This window comes from Bifidobacterium sp. LH_416 (assembly GCF_056357055.1).
Map to the genome: position 1 here is coordinate 191,172 of NZ_JBKEVJ010000003.1, position 15,406 is coordinate 206,577.

Below are 15,406 nucleotides of genomic sequence, written 5' to 3' on the forward strand. Positions count from 1 at the left end.
CGGAACAATAAGAAAGAACTAAGGAGTTCTCAATAATGAGCACTGCAACAGCGCAACCGGCGAAGAAGACGCCGCAAAAGCTGACTTGGCTGAACATCGTTGGCTATGGTTCCGGCGATCTTGCCAACAACATCGGCTGGCGAATGATGTCCATGTTCCTGGCCACCTACTACATCTACATGGGCATCGACCCAGTGACCACGGCTAACATCTTCCTGTTCGCCCGTTTCTTCCAGGCTGTTGTCTACCTGCTCGCCGGCAATTATGCCGACCGCGTCAAGCCGAACAAGAACGGCAAGTTCCGCCGTCTGGTGGTCATCTTTGGCGTGCCGATGATGGTTGCCATCTGCTTGATGTACACCATTCCGGCCAACGCTGAGATGGGCGTCAAGGTGGCATGGGCCATCGTCACCTACCTGCTCTACCAGCTGTTCGGTGCCCTCGGCGGCGTGCCCTACGGCGCACTGCTTGGTGCTATGACCCAGGATCAGAACGAGCGCCAGCGCCTGTCCTCCTCCCGTATGGTTGGCGGCGCTCTGTTCGGCCTGATTGTCACCTTCACCCTGGCTCCGGCTATCAACAACGTCAAGGATCAGGCTGCACTCGCTAAGCTCATGCTTCCAATCGTGTGCATCTTCTGCTTGGTCGGCGCTCTGATTTATGTCTTCCTGTACAAGACCACCATCGAGCAGATTGATGTGCCGACCCAGCCGAAGGTCTCCTTCATCGATACGCTGAAGGCCATCTTCCAGAACCCGGCCCTGCTTATCCTGTGCTTCGCAACCGGCTTCTACCTGATCGCCACCTGCGTTGGCTCCATTGGACCTATCATCGCCAAGGAAGTGCTCGCCAACGGTGCTGACGCCGGTACGCTGGCCCTCATCACCACGCTCGTCACCCTGATCAACGCCTCTATTGGTGTGATTGCTTCCCCGTTCGGCCCGGTTATCGCTCGTCACCTTGGCAAGAAGGGTGGCTGGTACCTCGGCTGCGCACTCGGCATCCTCGGCGGTGTGATGTTCATCTTCGTCACCAACGTGTGGCTGTCCCTCGTGGGCCTGGCTCTGAACGCTATCGGTGCTCAGTTCTGCGGCAACTACGTCTGGGGCATGGAAGGCGACACCGTTGAGTATTACGAGTGGAAGACCGGCAAGCGCACTGATGGTGCTGCCATGGCTGGCCTGAGCTTCTTCCGCCAGATGTTCGGCGCCCTGACCTCTTGGCTCGGCCCGGCCATCCTTGCCTTCACCGGTTACAAGTCCGGCATGAACGTTGCTCAGGATCCGACTGTTGCTGAGAATCTGCGTCTTGCCGCTGGTCTTGTGCCGCTGATTGGCTTCGTGATCTCCGCCGCGATCATGTTCTTCTACCCGGTCACCGAGGAGAAGTTCAAGCAGATCAAGGCCGAGCTCGCCGAGCGTCACGCCAAGGCCGAGGCGTGAAGCAGACAATCCGGTGGATTGTCTGTAGCCGAGGCCGAACGACGGCAGTCGTGAGGTGATACTGAGCCTGGCCGCAGGCCAGTCAGTAATTGCTGGTTGAGGCTGTCGAAGCCTGAGCATGATACGTGCTGCCTCCCTCTGTTGAGGGAGGTGTCAGCGAAGCTGACGGAGGGAGAGTAGCGCGGCGAAGCCGCACAGAAACAGCGTCGGCGTTAAGCCGATACCGTATTCCAAGGCGAGCCGCTCTCCGCATGATTTCTCTGGCTCCCCTCTGAAGAGGGGAGCTATTCCTATATATAGTTAAATACATCAAGGAGGGTTGAGATGGTGCAGGAACAGCATAAAGTCAAAGCAACCGACCGCGTGCGCCTGGCCGATGTTGCCGACGCAGCAGGCGTCGCCATCTCCACCGTCTCCCGCGTTTTCAGCAATCCCGATCGCGTGAACTTCCAAACCGTGGAGCACGTGCGGGAGGTCGCGGAAAAACTTGGCTATCGCCCAAATCCCAAGCATGCGCGCACCTCTGCTGCAGTGCAGCAATCGCAGCCGAATCAATTCGGCCACACATTTGATCGCGCGTCCAATCACACATCATCAGCGCAACAATTCCAATCCAACCGCGCGCATCAATCGAATACTTTCCAAACTATCCCAAACCAAACCACCAACAGCGGCAGTCCTGCCGGCGCATCGATGCCGACGTCAACAACCAGCGGAGGAGTGATCGCTCTCGTAGTCAAAGACACCACGGACGGCATCTCCTCACAGATTCTTAAAGGCGCGCAAATCACTGCCATGGAATCCGGCAGCGCAGTAGGCCTGATCGAAGCCGGCCAATCCCAGCAGCGCACGCAGCAGCTGCTTACGCATCTCGTCGGCAAAGTCGACGGTGTAATTCTTGCCACCGATTCGCCCGGCATCGATTTCATCCGCGACTATGCCAAGCGCGTACCGCTCGTGGTTTTGAACCGCCCGGTGGATGGCGTGCCAAGCGTGGTGCCTGACCCGCGCATTGGCGTAGTGCGTGCGCTGAGCATGCTGCGCCGCTACCATCACGCTGCAATCACCTACATTTCGGGCAATACGTCGTGGGCAAATCAATCCCGCTGGTCCTGCCTGCATGACGTTGGCCAGCGCATGGGTTTCCGCATGAATCACATTGGCCCGGTGAGTCCGAGCGTCGAAGGCGGGTATCAGGCGGCGCTCGCGCTCGAAAATTCCAAACCCACCGCCGTCATCACCTATAACGATTTGATTGCGGCCGGTATTGTGCTGCGCTTGACCGCGGACGGCGTGCGCGTACCGGAAGATGTTTCGGTAATCGGTTTCGATAACACGCTTATTGCCCCGGTGGTTACGCCGCCGATAACTTCGATTCGTATTCCGCGCGCTCAGATTGGCCAGGAGGCCGTGCGATTGCTGCTCGGCCGTGAGCCAGGCTCGTTGCGTAATCCTGCAGACGCTCAACTGATGGATCGGCTCAAGGAACTGGGCGTGCGCAATGAAGATGAGCAGCTCGCCAACGTAACCTTGGTAGACACGTCTATTATTGTGCGCAGATCTGTTGGGGAGAGGCGCGCGGAATGAGCGATGGTAGTAGTAATGCACTGAGCGAAGCCCTCGGCAACCCGGGTGTGCGCAAAATAACGCTGCGCAATGCCATTGGTTTTGGTATTGGCGACTTCTATGGCGGCGGTCAGCTCACCATTATTGCTGCCTATCTTTCCTTGTTTTGGACTACGTTCTGCGGCATGTCTATCGCCACAGCGCAGTCGGTAATCGGCTTGAGCGCGCTGATTAGCGCGGCTGCTGCGCTGCTATTCGGTGTATTCGACGATAACCTGTACCGTTATCACATTGGCTTACGATTCGGCCGTCGCCGCTTTCTGCTGATGATTATCGGACCGCTGTTGCTGCTCGGCATTTTTCTATGGATTCCGGGACTTCCGCTCGCCGCTTATGCCGCCGCCTATGTGTTCTGGGTGGTGCTCGCACAACTGTTTCAAACCGCGTATAACCCACTGCCCGGCGAAATGACGCCCGACTTCAACAGTCGCACCAAACTATCCACCGTGCGTATGTTCATCTCCACGAGTGCGGCCACACTGATTCCGCTGGCCGGTGGCGCAGTACTTGCTATTTTTGGCGAACGCACACCGACCGGCTACATGATTTTCACGATTGCCACCACTGTGCTGTTCGCACTTGCCGTGTTCGCGTGCTGGCGCAGTACCTGGGAGATGAGCCCGGAAGAAGCCGGCTTTGGTGCGTACGCACGCGGTGAAAAGCATGAAGGGCGCATTGGCTGGGGCGGCTGGCTGAGGCGAGCCGGCAAAGTGATGCGCGAATATGCCACCACGTTACGGGTCAAGGAATTCCGCAAACATTTGGCCATTTACCTGCTCGTGCAGGTTTCGATGGACGTGTTCGGTCAGACGTTCGTGTTCTTCGTGGTCTACGACTGGAACCGCACGGCCGCGTTCGCCTCTCTGCTGCTCGGCTGTACGGCCATCTCCATGCCGCTGATGCCGGTATTCGGCTGGGCTATGACACGTATTGGGCCGAAACGCCTGTATGCCATCAACTTCGTTGGCTGCCTGATTGGAGTGGCATGGATGTTCGCCGCTTGGATGCTGGCCGATACCATGCAGCCGGCCGCGTGGACCGTGTTCGCCATCGCCGGCGCACTCTGGTTCTTTGCCTTCAAATCATTATGCGGATACCTGCCATGGGCGGTATTCCCCTATATTGCCGATATCGATCAGATAGTCACCCGCCGCTACCGTTCAGCCACCTTTGCTGGTATTCAAGCATCGTTCCGCCAACTCGGGTCGGGTATCGGCACCATTTGCGTCGGGCTTGTTTTGGGTACAGTCGGATTTGATGCAACTCTGTCTCAGCAAAGCGTAGCTGCCAAAGTGGGCTTGGGTGCAGTACTGCTCGGCTGGTTTGCATTTGCGATGATTATTTGTTGGATTATTTCAGCGCACTTAGTCATCAATAAGCGCACGGATTCCATGGTGCTGAGCGAAATTACCCGACTGCGCAATGGTGGAGCCAAGGCGGACGCAGACGCAGAAACCCGGCACATAGTCGAACGCTTAACCGGCTTGCCCTACCAACAATGCTGGCGGTAGGCATACACTGGAGCATCATGAGCAAGCATCATCGCGACCGTAGCTGGGCGCCGGCACCTGAAGCATTGCCGGAAGACGCCCAAGTCATCGATAATCACACCCATGTGGCATCCGTCGTGCCATTCGCGCGCGCCATGGATCACGAAGCGCAAACCAAAGGGCAGGATCCTGTGCCGGTCTACGATGTGGACCAACTGCTCGTACAAGCGCAAGCTGTCGGCGTTGGGGGTATTATCGACTGCGGTTGCGAGCTGCCGCACCTGATGACTGCCGTGCAAATGGCCCTTGATCATCCGGGTAATGTGCACGCGGCGCTCGCAATACACCCCAATGAAGCAGTGCTCCACGGCCATCGCGGGGTCCCCGGGCCGGATGGACTGCCGCTCAAATACAAGCCGTACCACGATGTGAGTTTCGAGGATGCGCTCGCCGAAGTGCATCGTCTGGCAACGCAATACCCGGAACAAGTAGTGGCCATTGGCGAAACCGGCATGGATTTATTCCGCACCGGTGAAGGGGCTAAAGAGCTACAACGCGAGGCATTCCGTGCACATATCGCATTGGCAAAAGAGCTGAATTTGCCGATGCAGATTCATGACCGTGACTCGCATCGCGAAGTCATCGAAACGTTGCTCGCGGATGGCGCTCCGGAGCGGACCGTGTTCCACTCGTATTCCGGAGACCGCGAAATGGGTGAAATCGCGCGCGAACAGGGCTGGTATCTGAGCTTCTCCGGCACAGTGAGCTATAAGGGCAATGAGGGCATCCGCGAATCGTTGCGGATTGTGGGTCTCGATCACGCGATGGTGGAAACTGATGCGCCATATTTGACGCCGATGCCATACCGCGGCCGCACGAATGCGCCCTACATGATTCCGTATACGCTGCGAGCCATGGCTGATGCGCTTGATCTGCCGGTGACTGAAGTCGCGCGTGGCACACGAGCCACGACGCGAACTGTGTACGGTATCTGAAGCTTGCCGCCCGACGTATTCCGGGGAATGTAGCGCGTGTGCAGCTCCTATGTGTCGCATTCCGGGTATTGCGTCGCAAAGTGCGCCTTTTCGGGTCCCTGAGCGACGCATTCTCCGGAAAGTGCTGTGTGTGCGGTGCGTGTGCGCTGCATTCCAGGTATTGCGTCGCAAAGTGCGCCTTTTCGGGCTCCTGTACGGCGCATTTCCCGGAATGTGGCGAGAATCGGTGGGGGACTCGTTACAATCCCCGGAATGCGCCGCGAGGAGATGGCTGGGGCGACGCAATCCCCGGAATGCGCCGCGAAAAATGTGTGGTAACTGACCGCTTGGCTGAGTACTGTGCGAGTAAAAAATAGACAGGCTGCCCTGTTTTTGTAAGTTGTGAAAAATCCGTAGGGGCGCTACCATGTCATTTCGATATTAAGAGAGATGGATAGTTCACGGGATGCAGTTGGGGCCCGTGTGGAGGACTGAACGTATGGTTGAGTCGAGCAAACAATCTTCGCGCGCCCGAAAACAAACTCAGGCCGAATCCGCCAACAAACAGGCGAAACAAACCAAACAAAAACCAACAAATACAAAGCGAGCAGCGGCAACTCAAGCTGAGCAGACTGCCATCGCGCTGAAGAAGGAAGAAGCCGCACTGCTCAGGGCAGACACCTACACCAATGCTCCCAAGGTGTCTCGCCGCACGCTGACCCGCGAAGAACGCGAGGCGCTCGCCAAACAACGCGAGGCCGAAGACAAAGAGGCAGAGAAACTCGCCTCCACTGCAGCAAAAGGCCGCATCGGCCGCTGGTGGGCGAGGCTGCAATCCGGCCCAAACAAAATCACGTGGAGTATGGCCATTGTGGCTCTCGGCGTGGTGTATGGCGATATCGGTACTTCACCGCTCTACACCGCCCAAACCTTCCTTTCCGGCCAAGGCGGCCTCGGCAATGTGGACCGTGCCGCTGTGCTCGGCATGTTATCGCTGGTGTTCTGGTCTATCACACTAATCACCACTGTGAAATATGTGCTCATCGCCATGAAAATCGATAACAATGGCGAAGGCGGCATTTTCGCACTGTATTCCCTGATTCGCCGCTATGGCGCATGGCTGGCAATCCCCGCCATGCTCGGCGGTGCAGCCTTCCTCGCTGATTCAGTGCTCACGCCAGCGGTTTCCATCAGCTCCGCAGTCGAGGGCCTGCAGACCTTGCCTCCGCTTGAGCAGCTTTTTGACGACAATCCAAGCCTCACCCTGATGATCACGGTGGTCATTATCGTGGTGCTGTTCTCCGTACAGTCACGCGGAACCGAATCCATCGGTCGTGTTTTCGGCTCGATTGTGCTCGTCTGGTTCAGCTTCCTCGCCGTTGTGGGCTTGTTCAACCTGTCCAACGATTGGACCGTGTTTGAAGCCCTCAACCCGGTCTATGGCATCCAATTCCTATTCAGCCCGCACAATGCTGCCGGTATTGCGTTGATGGGCACGGTGTTCCTCTCCACCACCGGTGCTGAGGCCCTTTACTCTGACATGGGCCATGTGGGCCGCGGCAACATTTACTTCACTTGGCCGTTCATCAAGGTTGCGCTGGTATGCAACTACTTCGGCCAAGGCGCATGGATGCTGGCTAACAGCCGCAACCCCGAATACAACACGATGAAGACGCTTAACCCGTTCTTCCAAATGATGACGCCAAATGTGCGCTATGTTGCCGTCGTGCTTTCCGTCACCGCCGGTGTTATTGCGTCCCAAGCCCTGATTACTGGCGCGTTCACGATGGTTTCCGAAGCAACGCGCCTTAACTGGATGCCGCATCTTCAGGTGCGGTACCCGGCCCGTACGCGCGGCCAGCTCTACATTCCTGTGGTCAATGGTGTGCTCTGCGTTTCCACTTTGCTGGTACTTGCTATTTTCAAGGATTCCGAGCATATTTCCGCGGCTTACGGTTTGGCGCTCACCATCACGATGATCACCACCACCGTGCTGCTCGCGGTCTACATCTGGCACGATGGCCATCGGTTCGGTGCTGTGCTGTTCACTGTGGTATTCCTAGCCATTCAAATCATGTTCTTCGTGGCTTCGATGGCGAAATTCCTGCACGGCGGCTGGTTCACGATGCTGCTCACGCTGGCTATTCTCTTCGTGATGTACACGTGGAACGAAGGCACAAAGCTCGAACGTGCTCAGCGTCGGCATATGCGTAAGGATGATTTCCTGCCGGCGCTCGATAAGCTGCACGGTGATTTCCGCATCCCGTATTTCGCGGATAACATCGTCTACTTGACTTCCGATTCGGAAACCAAGCGACTCGATACCGATATCTTCTTCTCCATTTTCGCTGACCATCCCAAGCGCGCCCGCGCATGGTGGGCGGTGAGCGTGGAAACCACGGACGAGCCGTTCACCCGCGAATACTCGGTGGAGAACTTCGGCACGAACTACCTGTTCCGTGTGCGATTCCGCTTGGGGTTCAAGGTTTCCCAATCCATTCCGGCGTACATTCACCAAATCATGCATGATTTGTCGAAAACTGGTGAGCTGCCGAAACAGCAGTCGCTGTACCCCAAGGTGGATGCGGATCCGGATATTGGTACGATTCGCTACGTGTTGATTCACAAGGCGCTTATGCCGGAATCCAAAGTGTCGGCCCGCGGCGCGCTGTCGCTGCAAGCCAAGTATGCGATTCGCCACATGGCCGGCTCGCCAGTGAAATGGTTCGGCTTGGCACCATACAATCCGCTGGTCGAAGTGCAGCCGTTGTTCGTTTCCACGCGTAGGCCTCCGCGTTTGAAGCGTACGGATGCGCCGCGTGTGGCCCCGGTGCCATCTCGCCACAAGGCCGATCCGGCTGCCATCCCTGATCCACTCGACACAACAGTCGGGCTTGGCGAACTGGTCAAGCAAGTGGAATCTTCGATGGAGGCACCGGAAAAGCGCCCTGTGCCAAAGTCCAGAACCAAGTCTGACTTCACTAAGGCCGACGCCACCGCAGTAGCCCATATGACCAATCACACGACCAAAAAGAATCGCAAATAACCATTGCTTCCCCTCTGGCTCCCCTCTCTGAGGGGAGCTGTCGAACGTAGTGAGACTGAGGGGAGCTGCGGAATGTCAGTCTCACTTTCCTTGTTCATCACGCTCTATAAGCAACACCTATAACCAAGCCCGCACGTCGCTGAGCTTCGCCGGTAGATTGTCATACTATGTGCAGATTACTGGGATACGCGACGGCAGGTGCTGACCTGAGCCTTAACGACATTCTCGGCGTGAAGAACGTCGAGGACTTCCGCGACCTCTCAGAAATCCACAATGATGGTTGGGGCGTGGCTCAACTGGCCAACCCCGCCGAAACTCCATACGTGCGCGACGGCGGCGCTCCCTCGCCTGAAACCGGCGTGAAGATTTACAAGTCCACGATTGCCGCCCGCTTCGATACCACATTTGACGCATTGGCTTCCGAGCCGGCTCGCGGTGCCATCTGGCACCTGCGCCTGGCCAGCTCCAATCTGCCGCTCATCATGGAGAACCAGCACCCGTTCTATGCCAACGGTTTGAGCTTCATTCATAACGGCGATATCTCCGATGCGAACGGTCGCAACATTGTGACCAATCGCTCCTACCCTGTGGATCACAGCGTGTTGCTTTCCACTGGCGGTCGTTCCGATTCCGCGATTTTCTTTGCGGTGATTCTGGAATACATCGGTTTTGGTTTCCCGCTTGATGAGGCGGTTGCTCAGGCTGTGCGCGAACTGCGCCAGGCATACCCGAAGTCCAGCTACAACTGCATCATCCAGTCCGAAGACCAGATGGTGGCATTGTGCGCGGCCGGACGCGAGAAGACCAGCCCGCGTATCGTGGAAATCTACGATGAGTACGGCCGTGGCGCTCAGGCTGCCGATTACCGTGTGATGCGCTACCGCGCAATCACCGGCAAGGATGGCAAGCAGGCAGGCGTGGTCGTGTCTTCTTCCGGTTATGACCAGGAAGGCTGGTCCGAGCTGGAAAACGATCAGATGATCGTAGCCTCCAACCGCAACGGCACTTTCCGCCTGCGCTCCATCTGAGCATTTGTGCCGCCTTGCGGCTCATTCCGGTAAATGCGTCGCAAACCCCTACCAATTGCGTCGCATTACCCGGAATGTGTTGCAAAAGGCATGTTTCACAATACGTTTCACGACGCAATTCGGGGAATGTGGCGAGAAGAGGATGGTTTTGCGCTGTATTCCGGGTAATGCGTCGCAAAACAGTGCTGAAAAGCACTCAGAGAACCGCAATTCGGGGAATGCGGCAGGGAGAAGCTTGTTGTGGGACGCATTCATAGGAATGCGTCCCCAGTCTTATCGGTCCAGAAGCACTCACACCAGCCGCATATGGTACTTTTCGGCTAATGCGGGGATATCCGGCACGCCGTACTTATCCACAAGCTCCAGCCAGTGTTGCTTATTTTCCTCGCCGTATCGTGCGGCCTTAGCGCTGTAAGCGTCAACGGTGAGGAACTTCGGCGGAGTCGACTTGCTGTGGAACTTGTCGGCGTACATCACCACTTCTTGTTCCAGATTCACCGGCACATAATCATCCGGTGGAAGCGGCAGATCCTGAGCAAGCACAGCCTCACGATTCAGACCAACACCAGTATGATTGCGAGCGAATTGCGCAATCGACTCATCCACGCCCTCGCTGAGTAGGTACTCATAACCTTTGAGGCCGTGCAGAATATACTTCTTACCGCTAAATTTGAGCGGTTCGCCATCCGTACCGTCATGCTTGAAGACCTTGTACGTGCCGATATCATGCAACAGACCGCCAATCAGCACCAAATGCTCGTCCAACAGACGAGGCGGAACTTGGCCGCCCGTTACTCCGTCAGGTGATGGGACCAAGGATTCTCCACCTTCCGGCAGCGTGCAACGGCGAGTGAACAGGGCATTTTGCCGGCGTACGATCTGGCAGCCGATGGTCGCCACAATCACGCAGTGCGTGTGCACCAAGTTGTAGGCTTCTTCAGACGGTGCGATTTTGTGATGCAGCTCGTCAATCTGCTCCAGCGTAGGAATATATCCGCTCATAATGCCCAGTTCCAGTCGTCGTACGTCATATCCACACTAAGAATATCGCGATTCGGCCTGTGAAAAGACCCAGTGAAACGCAGAAAGCGGCGTAGGAACGCTTTTCAGCGTTTCTACACCGCTTGCGATGGTGAATAACTTAAAAAGCCTTAGCTTAGATTTCGTACAGTCGGTCAGCAGCCTCGGCAATCTCGCGAGAAGCAGTCAACACAATCACGCAATGCTTCGGATCGCCGCTGTGCGCCAGCTTAGCCAGCGCGGCGAACACGGTGACCGTGTCATCATCATTCAGACCACGGGTTGGCTCATCAAGAATCAGCACTTCGGCTTCCGTGCAGATAGCGCGCGCAATCGCGACCAAACGCTGCTGTGCTTCCGGCAGCTTGCCCACAGCAACGCCAGTTGTGGCCTCAGAGAAGCCTACCTTGGCCAGTAGTTCGCGGGCGATCACCGGCTTCGGCTTCAAGAAGTTGCGGTTGGAGGCTTCCATGGCGTACAGCACGTTGTGCTCAGCATCCAAATACGGCTGCAAAGCATGCAACTGCGGCACAATACCCAGACGATGGCCTCGCAATTCCACAGGCTCAAGCTCGGCAATATTCGCGCTCTTGTTCATTACCGCGCCGGAAGTCGGCTGCACGAGACCAGTCATCACACCCATCAGTGCACGACGCTTCGCATCAGCCGTCAGGCCGGAATCCGCATCATCACTGACGAGCAATGCGTACGAATGGCCGGCGTAGCATGCGAACTCCACGTTATCCAGCACATTGACCTTGCCCTTAGCGCCGGCCAGCGTGACCTTATTTAATGCGAACGTCGGGTACGTTTTCAGCAGCACGTCATCTGAGCTGCCGCCGACCAGCACGCGATCGATACGTGAAGCAAGGGTCATCGCAGGCTCGGCTTTGTGTGATTTATCTTCGTGTGCAGACAAATCGTTCTTAGGCTCGGTTTTTGCCAAGCCGAGGGTCTCATTCACACGCTTGGCGTTGCGTTCGGTGACTTCAGCTGAAGCATTGGCGGAAGCAAGAGCATCAGCTTCAGCTTCGCTGGTTTCGTCAGACTGATCAGACTTAGCATCCTCGTCAGAATCATCTGCAGCTGATTCTTCGCCGGACTTGGCTGCTTCCGCAGAAGAATCCGCAGTATTGTCGCTGACTGCAGCCTCATCACCGGTTACAACGGATGCTTCGGCGGCAGCTAGGCTGCTGTAGATATTGTCTGCAGCGCCTGCTGCGTCAGCGTCGGTATCGTCGTCAGCATCAGTGTTGTCGTCATCGAACATGACGCTGAACTGGATTGAGTCAGCTGGAGTAGGTTCGATGATATCTGCCTCAGTCTCTTCAGCCTGCTGGTCCAAGTCCTGGTCCAGATTCTGATCCTTGGTGTTCTTCTCGCTCATGCCTTGACCTCCGCGTCATCGTTGGAATCGGATTCAATCGTTTCGGTTTCGCTTACCGACCCCCAGTCGCCATCAGCGGCGAACAGCTTGTCGGCGCGGAAGAATGCCAGTCGCAGAGCGGCAAGGATGGCGAGTACCAGAATGGTGCCCAAGCCATACCAGACCACCTTCCAAATCAAATCGGAGGCAACAGTAACCTCCTGACCAGAGGCAATGGCGGCAGCCAGCGGCTTCGTGCCGAACACGCCAGCCACAAAGCCGATCACATAGAACGGCAGCGTAGCGAAGAACACTTCGAGCATGAACTGCCAGCCCAAGCGACCGCGGGAAACACCGGAAACCAGCGCCATGCCGATTTCATCATCGCGCTTCGGGCCCCAGACGCCAATCAGCACCAAGGCGAGCAGCAGCACGCCGCCCACAGCAATCAGCACAATAGTGCCGGTTTTCACGTTGCCAGCCACTGCGTCAAGCGGTTCCAAAGACTTGGTGTACGCCTCAAGCGAGGGGGAAGAGATGGTGTATCCGGTGGCGGGCAGCTTGGACTTCTTGAACGTCTTGACCAGCTTCTTGTAGGAGGCGGCGTCCGTGGCGTTGAACACCACGTTCAGATCAGGCACCTTCCATCCGGAAACGGAGGAGTCGCCGGTCTGCGGATCCAAGCCAGCCTTGGCGAAGGTCTGGTAGTTCGTGAAAATCGCGTTTTCGCGGTTGCGAGCGGTCACGACCGGGTTGTCTGCATCAGCGTCGGACGTGTACTCGTAAATGCCGCGCACGGTGAGCTCATACGTGGTGGAAGCGTCGGAAGCGGTGGCCACCTTGAACTTGTCGCCGACCTTCAGGCCGTTGGCCTTGGCGAATGCAGTAGAAACCAGTGCGCCCGTGGTGTTCGGGTTGGAAGACTGGTTGTTGTAGCTCAGGTTCTTACCGCTCACAATCTTGAACGTGCCCAAATCGCTCGCAGCAGCGGCATCTTTGGTCCAGAAGGCGCGCCACAACAGCTGTCCGCCGGTCTTATCGTCAGAAGTGCTGCCGAGCGAATCGCCGCTCAGCGCCTTCAAACTGCCGGAAACACGCGCCGGCACGGTTTCGGTCACCGTGAAGTCCAGCGTTACGCCAGCCTGCTGAATAATGGTGGCGTATTCGGTGTAGGACTCCCAAGTCATATATTTCTTGGTGATCGCCGAGTCCGTGGCGGAAGCCTTCTTCCAAGCAGCGGTGCTCGGGCGGATAGCCAGTGTGGCCTTTTGCGCATCGTAATCAGTAGTATGCGCTGCAGTATTTTCTTGCACGATGGCCATTCCGGCAACTGTGCCGAAAGTGACCACCAGCGTGATAAGCGCGGTTAGAGCCGTGCGTCCTTTAGAACGCATCAAAGCCCTCCAGGCGTTGCTGAGGACGAACATGTGTACCTCTCCCGTTCTCCTAAGCCGAAACTTTTCTGAACTGCGGCCCGCGTAAGCACCTAAGCTTCGCGAATTGCAGTCCGGATCTCATTCGAACTTCTCGAAACTAATCAATACGGCTCCACTATTATTGCGCTTCGTGACCGTTATCTTGCGCATTACTGTTATACCCCTCAATGAAGTCTGAGAATATTCTGGGAATCAAGTGGCGGATACGCGGGAATATGGGTGTGCCGCTAGAGGTCTCAAGCCGTTCTGTTACACTATGCAACGACGTATAAGCGGCGCTGTATGTATTGATACATATATCTACAGGGGTTCGCGTCTTTAGATGGCGGGGCCGGAGTCCGCAATCAGGAAGGCATGGATATGGCAAAACGCAGTGCGCACAGCAATCGGCCGGCTCCGAATCTGGGTTGGCAGAAGGTGCAGGGGCCGCACCATACTGTGGCGTATCGAGTGAGCCACAAAGTTGCCAAGGGCATTTCACTGGGTGTGGTTGCTGTACTCGCATTCGTGGGTACGTTTGCTGCCGTGACTTGGGCGGATATTGCCGGCACGGTTGAGCAGCAGGGTGTCGATATTATTGTGCAGAAATCCAATGGTAAGAAAGTGGATATTCTGCCGGTCGATCCGTATGCTAATTCGCCGATTAATATTCTGCTGATTGGTCAGGATACGCGCGATGGTGAAGGTAATGCAGCAGTGGGCGGCGATGATGCTGGTGTTGCTGATCTTCATAATGCAGATACCACAATGATTCTGCAGATTTCCGCTGACCGTAAGTTCGTCAATCTTGTCTCTATTCCGCGTGATTTGATGGTTTCCACTCCGGGCTGCGAAACCTCAAACGGTACGATGTACGCGCAGTCTTCGGTAATGTTCAATTCCATCTTCCCGAATGCTTACTCTCAGGGTGGCGATATTGCTTCCGCTGCTAGCTGCACGGTAAATGAAGTCAATTACCTCAGCGGCATGGAGATTCAGCAGTTCATGGTGGTGGACTTCAGCGGTCTTTCCAAGATGATTGATGCCATTGGTGGCGTGGATATTTGTATCCCAACCTACACTCGCGATGGTTATACCGGCATTGAGCTCGGTCAGGGTATGCAGCACCTTGATGGCACGACCGCCACTCAGTATGCGCGTATGCGTCACGGTGCTGGCACTGATGGTTCGGATACCATGCGTACCACCCGCCAGCAGTACCTCATTAAGCGCGTTATTAAAACCGTGCTGGATAAGAACATGTTGACCCATTCCGCACAGCTGTATCAGCTTGCTAAGGCTGGTTTGGAATCGGTGCAGATGAGCCAGGGCCTGGCTGATGCCACGGTGCTTGCTGGTCTTGCCGCCAGTATGAAGGACTTCAACATGAACCGCCTGTATTCGCAGACGATTCCGGTTACCGCTTGGACTCAAGATGCCAACCGTAGCCAGCTGGCCAGCGGTGCTGATGCAGTGTGGGAGAAGCTGCGCAACGCTCAGCCGCTCGTTGATGAAGCTGATACTGGCTCTTCTTCTTCGGATTCCTCCAGCTCGAGCGACTCCAGCTCGAACAGCTCCGATTCTTCGAATTCGTCCGATAATTCCAGCTCGGATTCCTCGAGCTCTGGCACGGATTCCTCTACTTCGACCGACTCGAACACTGGTTCTTCTGATACTTCGGATGGCTCCACTTATGATGCAGCCACCAACACGTATAAGCAGGCTGACGGCACTATTATTGACGCGGAAACCGGCGGCATTATCGATCCGGAAACCGGTGCCATCCGTAGCCAGGTCACAGGCCAGTACATTGGCCTCGCCAGCCGCTACATCGAAGTCACCTACTGCGGTGTGAAGTACTAACGTGATCAACGCCTCAATCAACCTTCTTGCAACTATGCCAAGGCATGCATGTGCAATATGCAATGTGCAAAACGCAAAGTGCAGAGGGAAGATTGAGGCGTTTTCATATATGCAGCTCTGCGCTGCATGCTTGAGA

Annotated in this window: 10 protein-coding genes; 7 read left to right on the plus strand and 3 right to left on the minus strand. The window is 56.2% G+C overall.

The features are described 5' to 3' along the window. Positions 1 to 35 precede the first annotated feature (35 nt). The 6 genes from AC1AY0_RS07855 (at position 36) to AC1AY0_RS07880 (ending at position 9,606) form a co-directional block, all read left to right on the plus strand. Positions 36 to 1,442 carry an MFS transporter gene (locus tag AC1AY0_RS07855; RefSeq protein ID WP_033891922.1) on the plus strand — a complete coding sequence of 469 codons (1,407 nt, stop codon included), beginning with the start codon at positions 36 to 38 and terminating at the stop codon, positions 1,440 to 1,442. A 324-nt stretch (positions 1,443 to 1,766) separates the two neighbouring features. After that, entirely contained in the window at positions 1,767 to 3,029 is a 1,263-nt protein-coding gene (locus tag AC1AY0_RS07860; protein ID WP_051917544.1) for a LacI family DNA-binding transcriptional regulator, read from the plus strand. Then, on the plus strand, positions 3,026 to 4,579 hold the full coding sequence (locus tag AC1AY0_RS07865; RefSeq protein ID WP_051917545.1) for an MFS transporter: 1,554 nt from the start codon (positions 3,026 to 3,028) through the stop codon (positions 4,577 to 4,579). The genes AC1AY0_RS07860 and AC1AY0_RS07865 overlap by 4 nt, the downstream gene beginning before the upstream one ends. A gap of 17 nt (positions 4,580 to 4,596) precedes the next feature. Continuing rightward, positions 4,597 to 5,553 carry a TatD family hydrolase gene (locus tag AC1AY0_RS07870; RefSeq protein ID WP_033891923.1) on the plus strand — a complete coding sequence of 319 codons (957 nt, stop codon included), beginning with the start codon at positions 4,597 to 4,599 and terminating at the stop codon, positions 5,551 to 5,553. Between the two features lie 478 nt (positions 5,554 to 6,031). Beyond that, positions 6,032 to 8,578, plus strand: coding sequence for a KUP/HAK/KT family potassium transporter (locus AC1AY0_RS07875; protein WP_051917546.1), 2,547 nt, complete (start codon positions 6,032 to 6,034; stop codon positions 8,576 to 8,578). Positions 8,579 to 8,745: 167 nt separating this feature from the next. Further along, positions 8,746 to 9,606: a class II glutamine amidotransferase gene (locus AC1AY0_RS07880; protein ID WP_476524827.1), complete on the plus strand. Its 861-nt coding sequence runs from the start codon at positions 8,746 to 8,748 to the stop codon at positions 9,604 to 9,606. Between the two features lie 291 nt (positions 9,607 to 9,897). Here the strand turns inward: AC1AY0_RS07880 and AC1AY0_RS07885 are convergent, their stop codons facing one another. From AC1AY0_RS07885 to AC1AY0_RS07895, 3 genes are all read right to left on the minus strand, one after another. Beyond that, positions 9,898 to 10,608, minus strand: coding sequence for an HD domain-containing protein (locus tag AC1AY0_RS07885; protein WP_476503755.1), 711 nt, complete (start codon positions 10,606 to 10,608; stop codon positions 9,898 to 9,900). 154 nt (positions 10,609 to 10,762) lie between these two features. Further along, complete coding sequence (locus AC1AY0_RS07890) at positions 10,763 to 12,013, minus strand: ATP-binding cassette domain-containing protein (RefSeq protein ID WP_476526160.1); 1,251 nt, start codon at positions 12,011 to 12,013, stop codon at positions 10,763 to 10,765. Continuing rightward, positions 12,010 to 13,419 (minus strand): FtsX-like permease family protein, encoded by a 1,410-nt coding sequence (locus AC1AY0_RS07895; protein ID WP_476524829.1) that lies wholly within the window; start codon positions 13,417 to 13,419, stop codon positions 12,010 to 12,012. Before AC1AY0_RS07895 ends, AC1AY0_RS07890 begins: the two co-directional genes overlap by 4 nt. A gap of 369 nt (positions 13,420 to 13,788) precedes the next feature. Between AC1AY0_RS07895 and AC1AY0_RS07900 the strand changes: the two genes are divergently transcribed. After that, positions 13,789 to 15,270 carry an LCP family protein gene (locus AC1AY0_RS07900; protein ID WP_476526162.1) on the plus strand — a complete coding sequence of 494 codons (1,482 nt, stop codon included), beginning with the start codon at positions 13,789 to 13,791 and terminating at the stop codon, positions 15,268 to 15,270. The last annotated feature ends 136 nt before the right edge of the window (positions 15,271 to 15,406 follow it).

What these genes read in the sequence shown, in the direction of transcription:
- AC1AY0_RS07855 (WP_033891922.1), top strand. Translation starts at nt 36, where the DNA reads ATGAGCACTGCAACAGCGCAACCGGCGAAGAAGACGCCGCAAAAGCTG.
- AC1AY0_RS07860 (WP_051917544.1), top strand. Translation starts at nt 1,767, where the DNA reads ATGGTGCAGGAACAGCATAAAGTCAAAGCAACCGACCGCGTGCGCCTG.
- AC1AY0_RS07865 (WP_051917545.1), top strand. Translation starts at nt 3,026, where the DNA reads ATGAGCGATGGTAGTAGTAATGCACTGAGCGAAGCCCTCGGCAACCCG.
- AC1AY0_RS07870 (WP_033891923.1), top strand. Translation starts at nt 4,597, where the DNA reads ATGAGCAAGCATCATCGCGACCGTAGCTGGGCGCCGGCACCTGAAGCA.
- AC1AY0_RS07875 (WP_051917546.1), top strand. Translation starts at nt 6,032, where the DNA reads ATGGTTGAGTCGAGCAAACAATCTTCGCGCGCCCGAAAACAAACTCAG.
- AC1AY0_RS07880 (WP_476524827.1), top strand. Translation starts at nt 8,746, where the DNA reads ATGTGCAGATTACTGGGATACGCGACGGCAGGTGCTGACCTGAGCCTT.
- AC1AY0_RS07885 (WP_476503755.1), bottom strand. Translation starts at nt 10,608, where the DNA reads ATGAGCGGATATATTCCTACGCTGGAGCAGATTGACGAGCTGCATCAC.
- AC1AY0_RS07890 (WP_476526160.1), bottom strand. Translation starts at nt 12,013, where the DNA reads ATGAGCGAGAAGAACACCAAGGATCAGAATCTGGACCAGGACTTGGAC.
- AC1AY0_RS07895 (WP_476524829.1), bottom strand. Translation starts at nt 13,419, where the DNA reads ATGTTCGTCCTCAGCAACGCCTGGAGGGCTTTGATGCGTTCTAAAGGA.
- AC1AY0_RS07900 (WP_476526162.1), top strand. Translation starts at nt 13,789, where the DNA reads ATGGCAAAACGCAGTGCGCACAGCAATCGGCCGGCTCCGAATCTGGGT.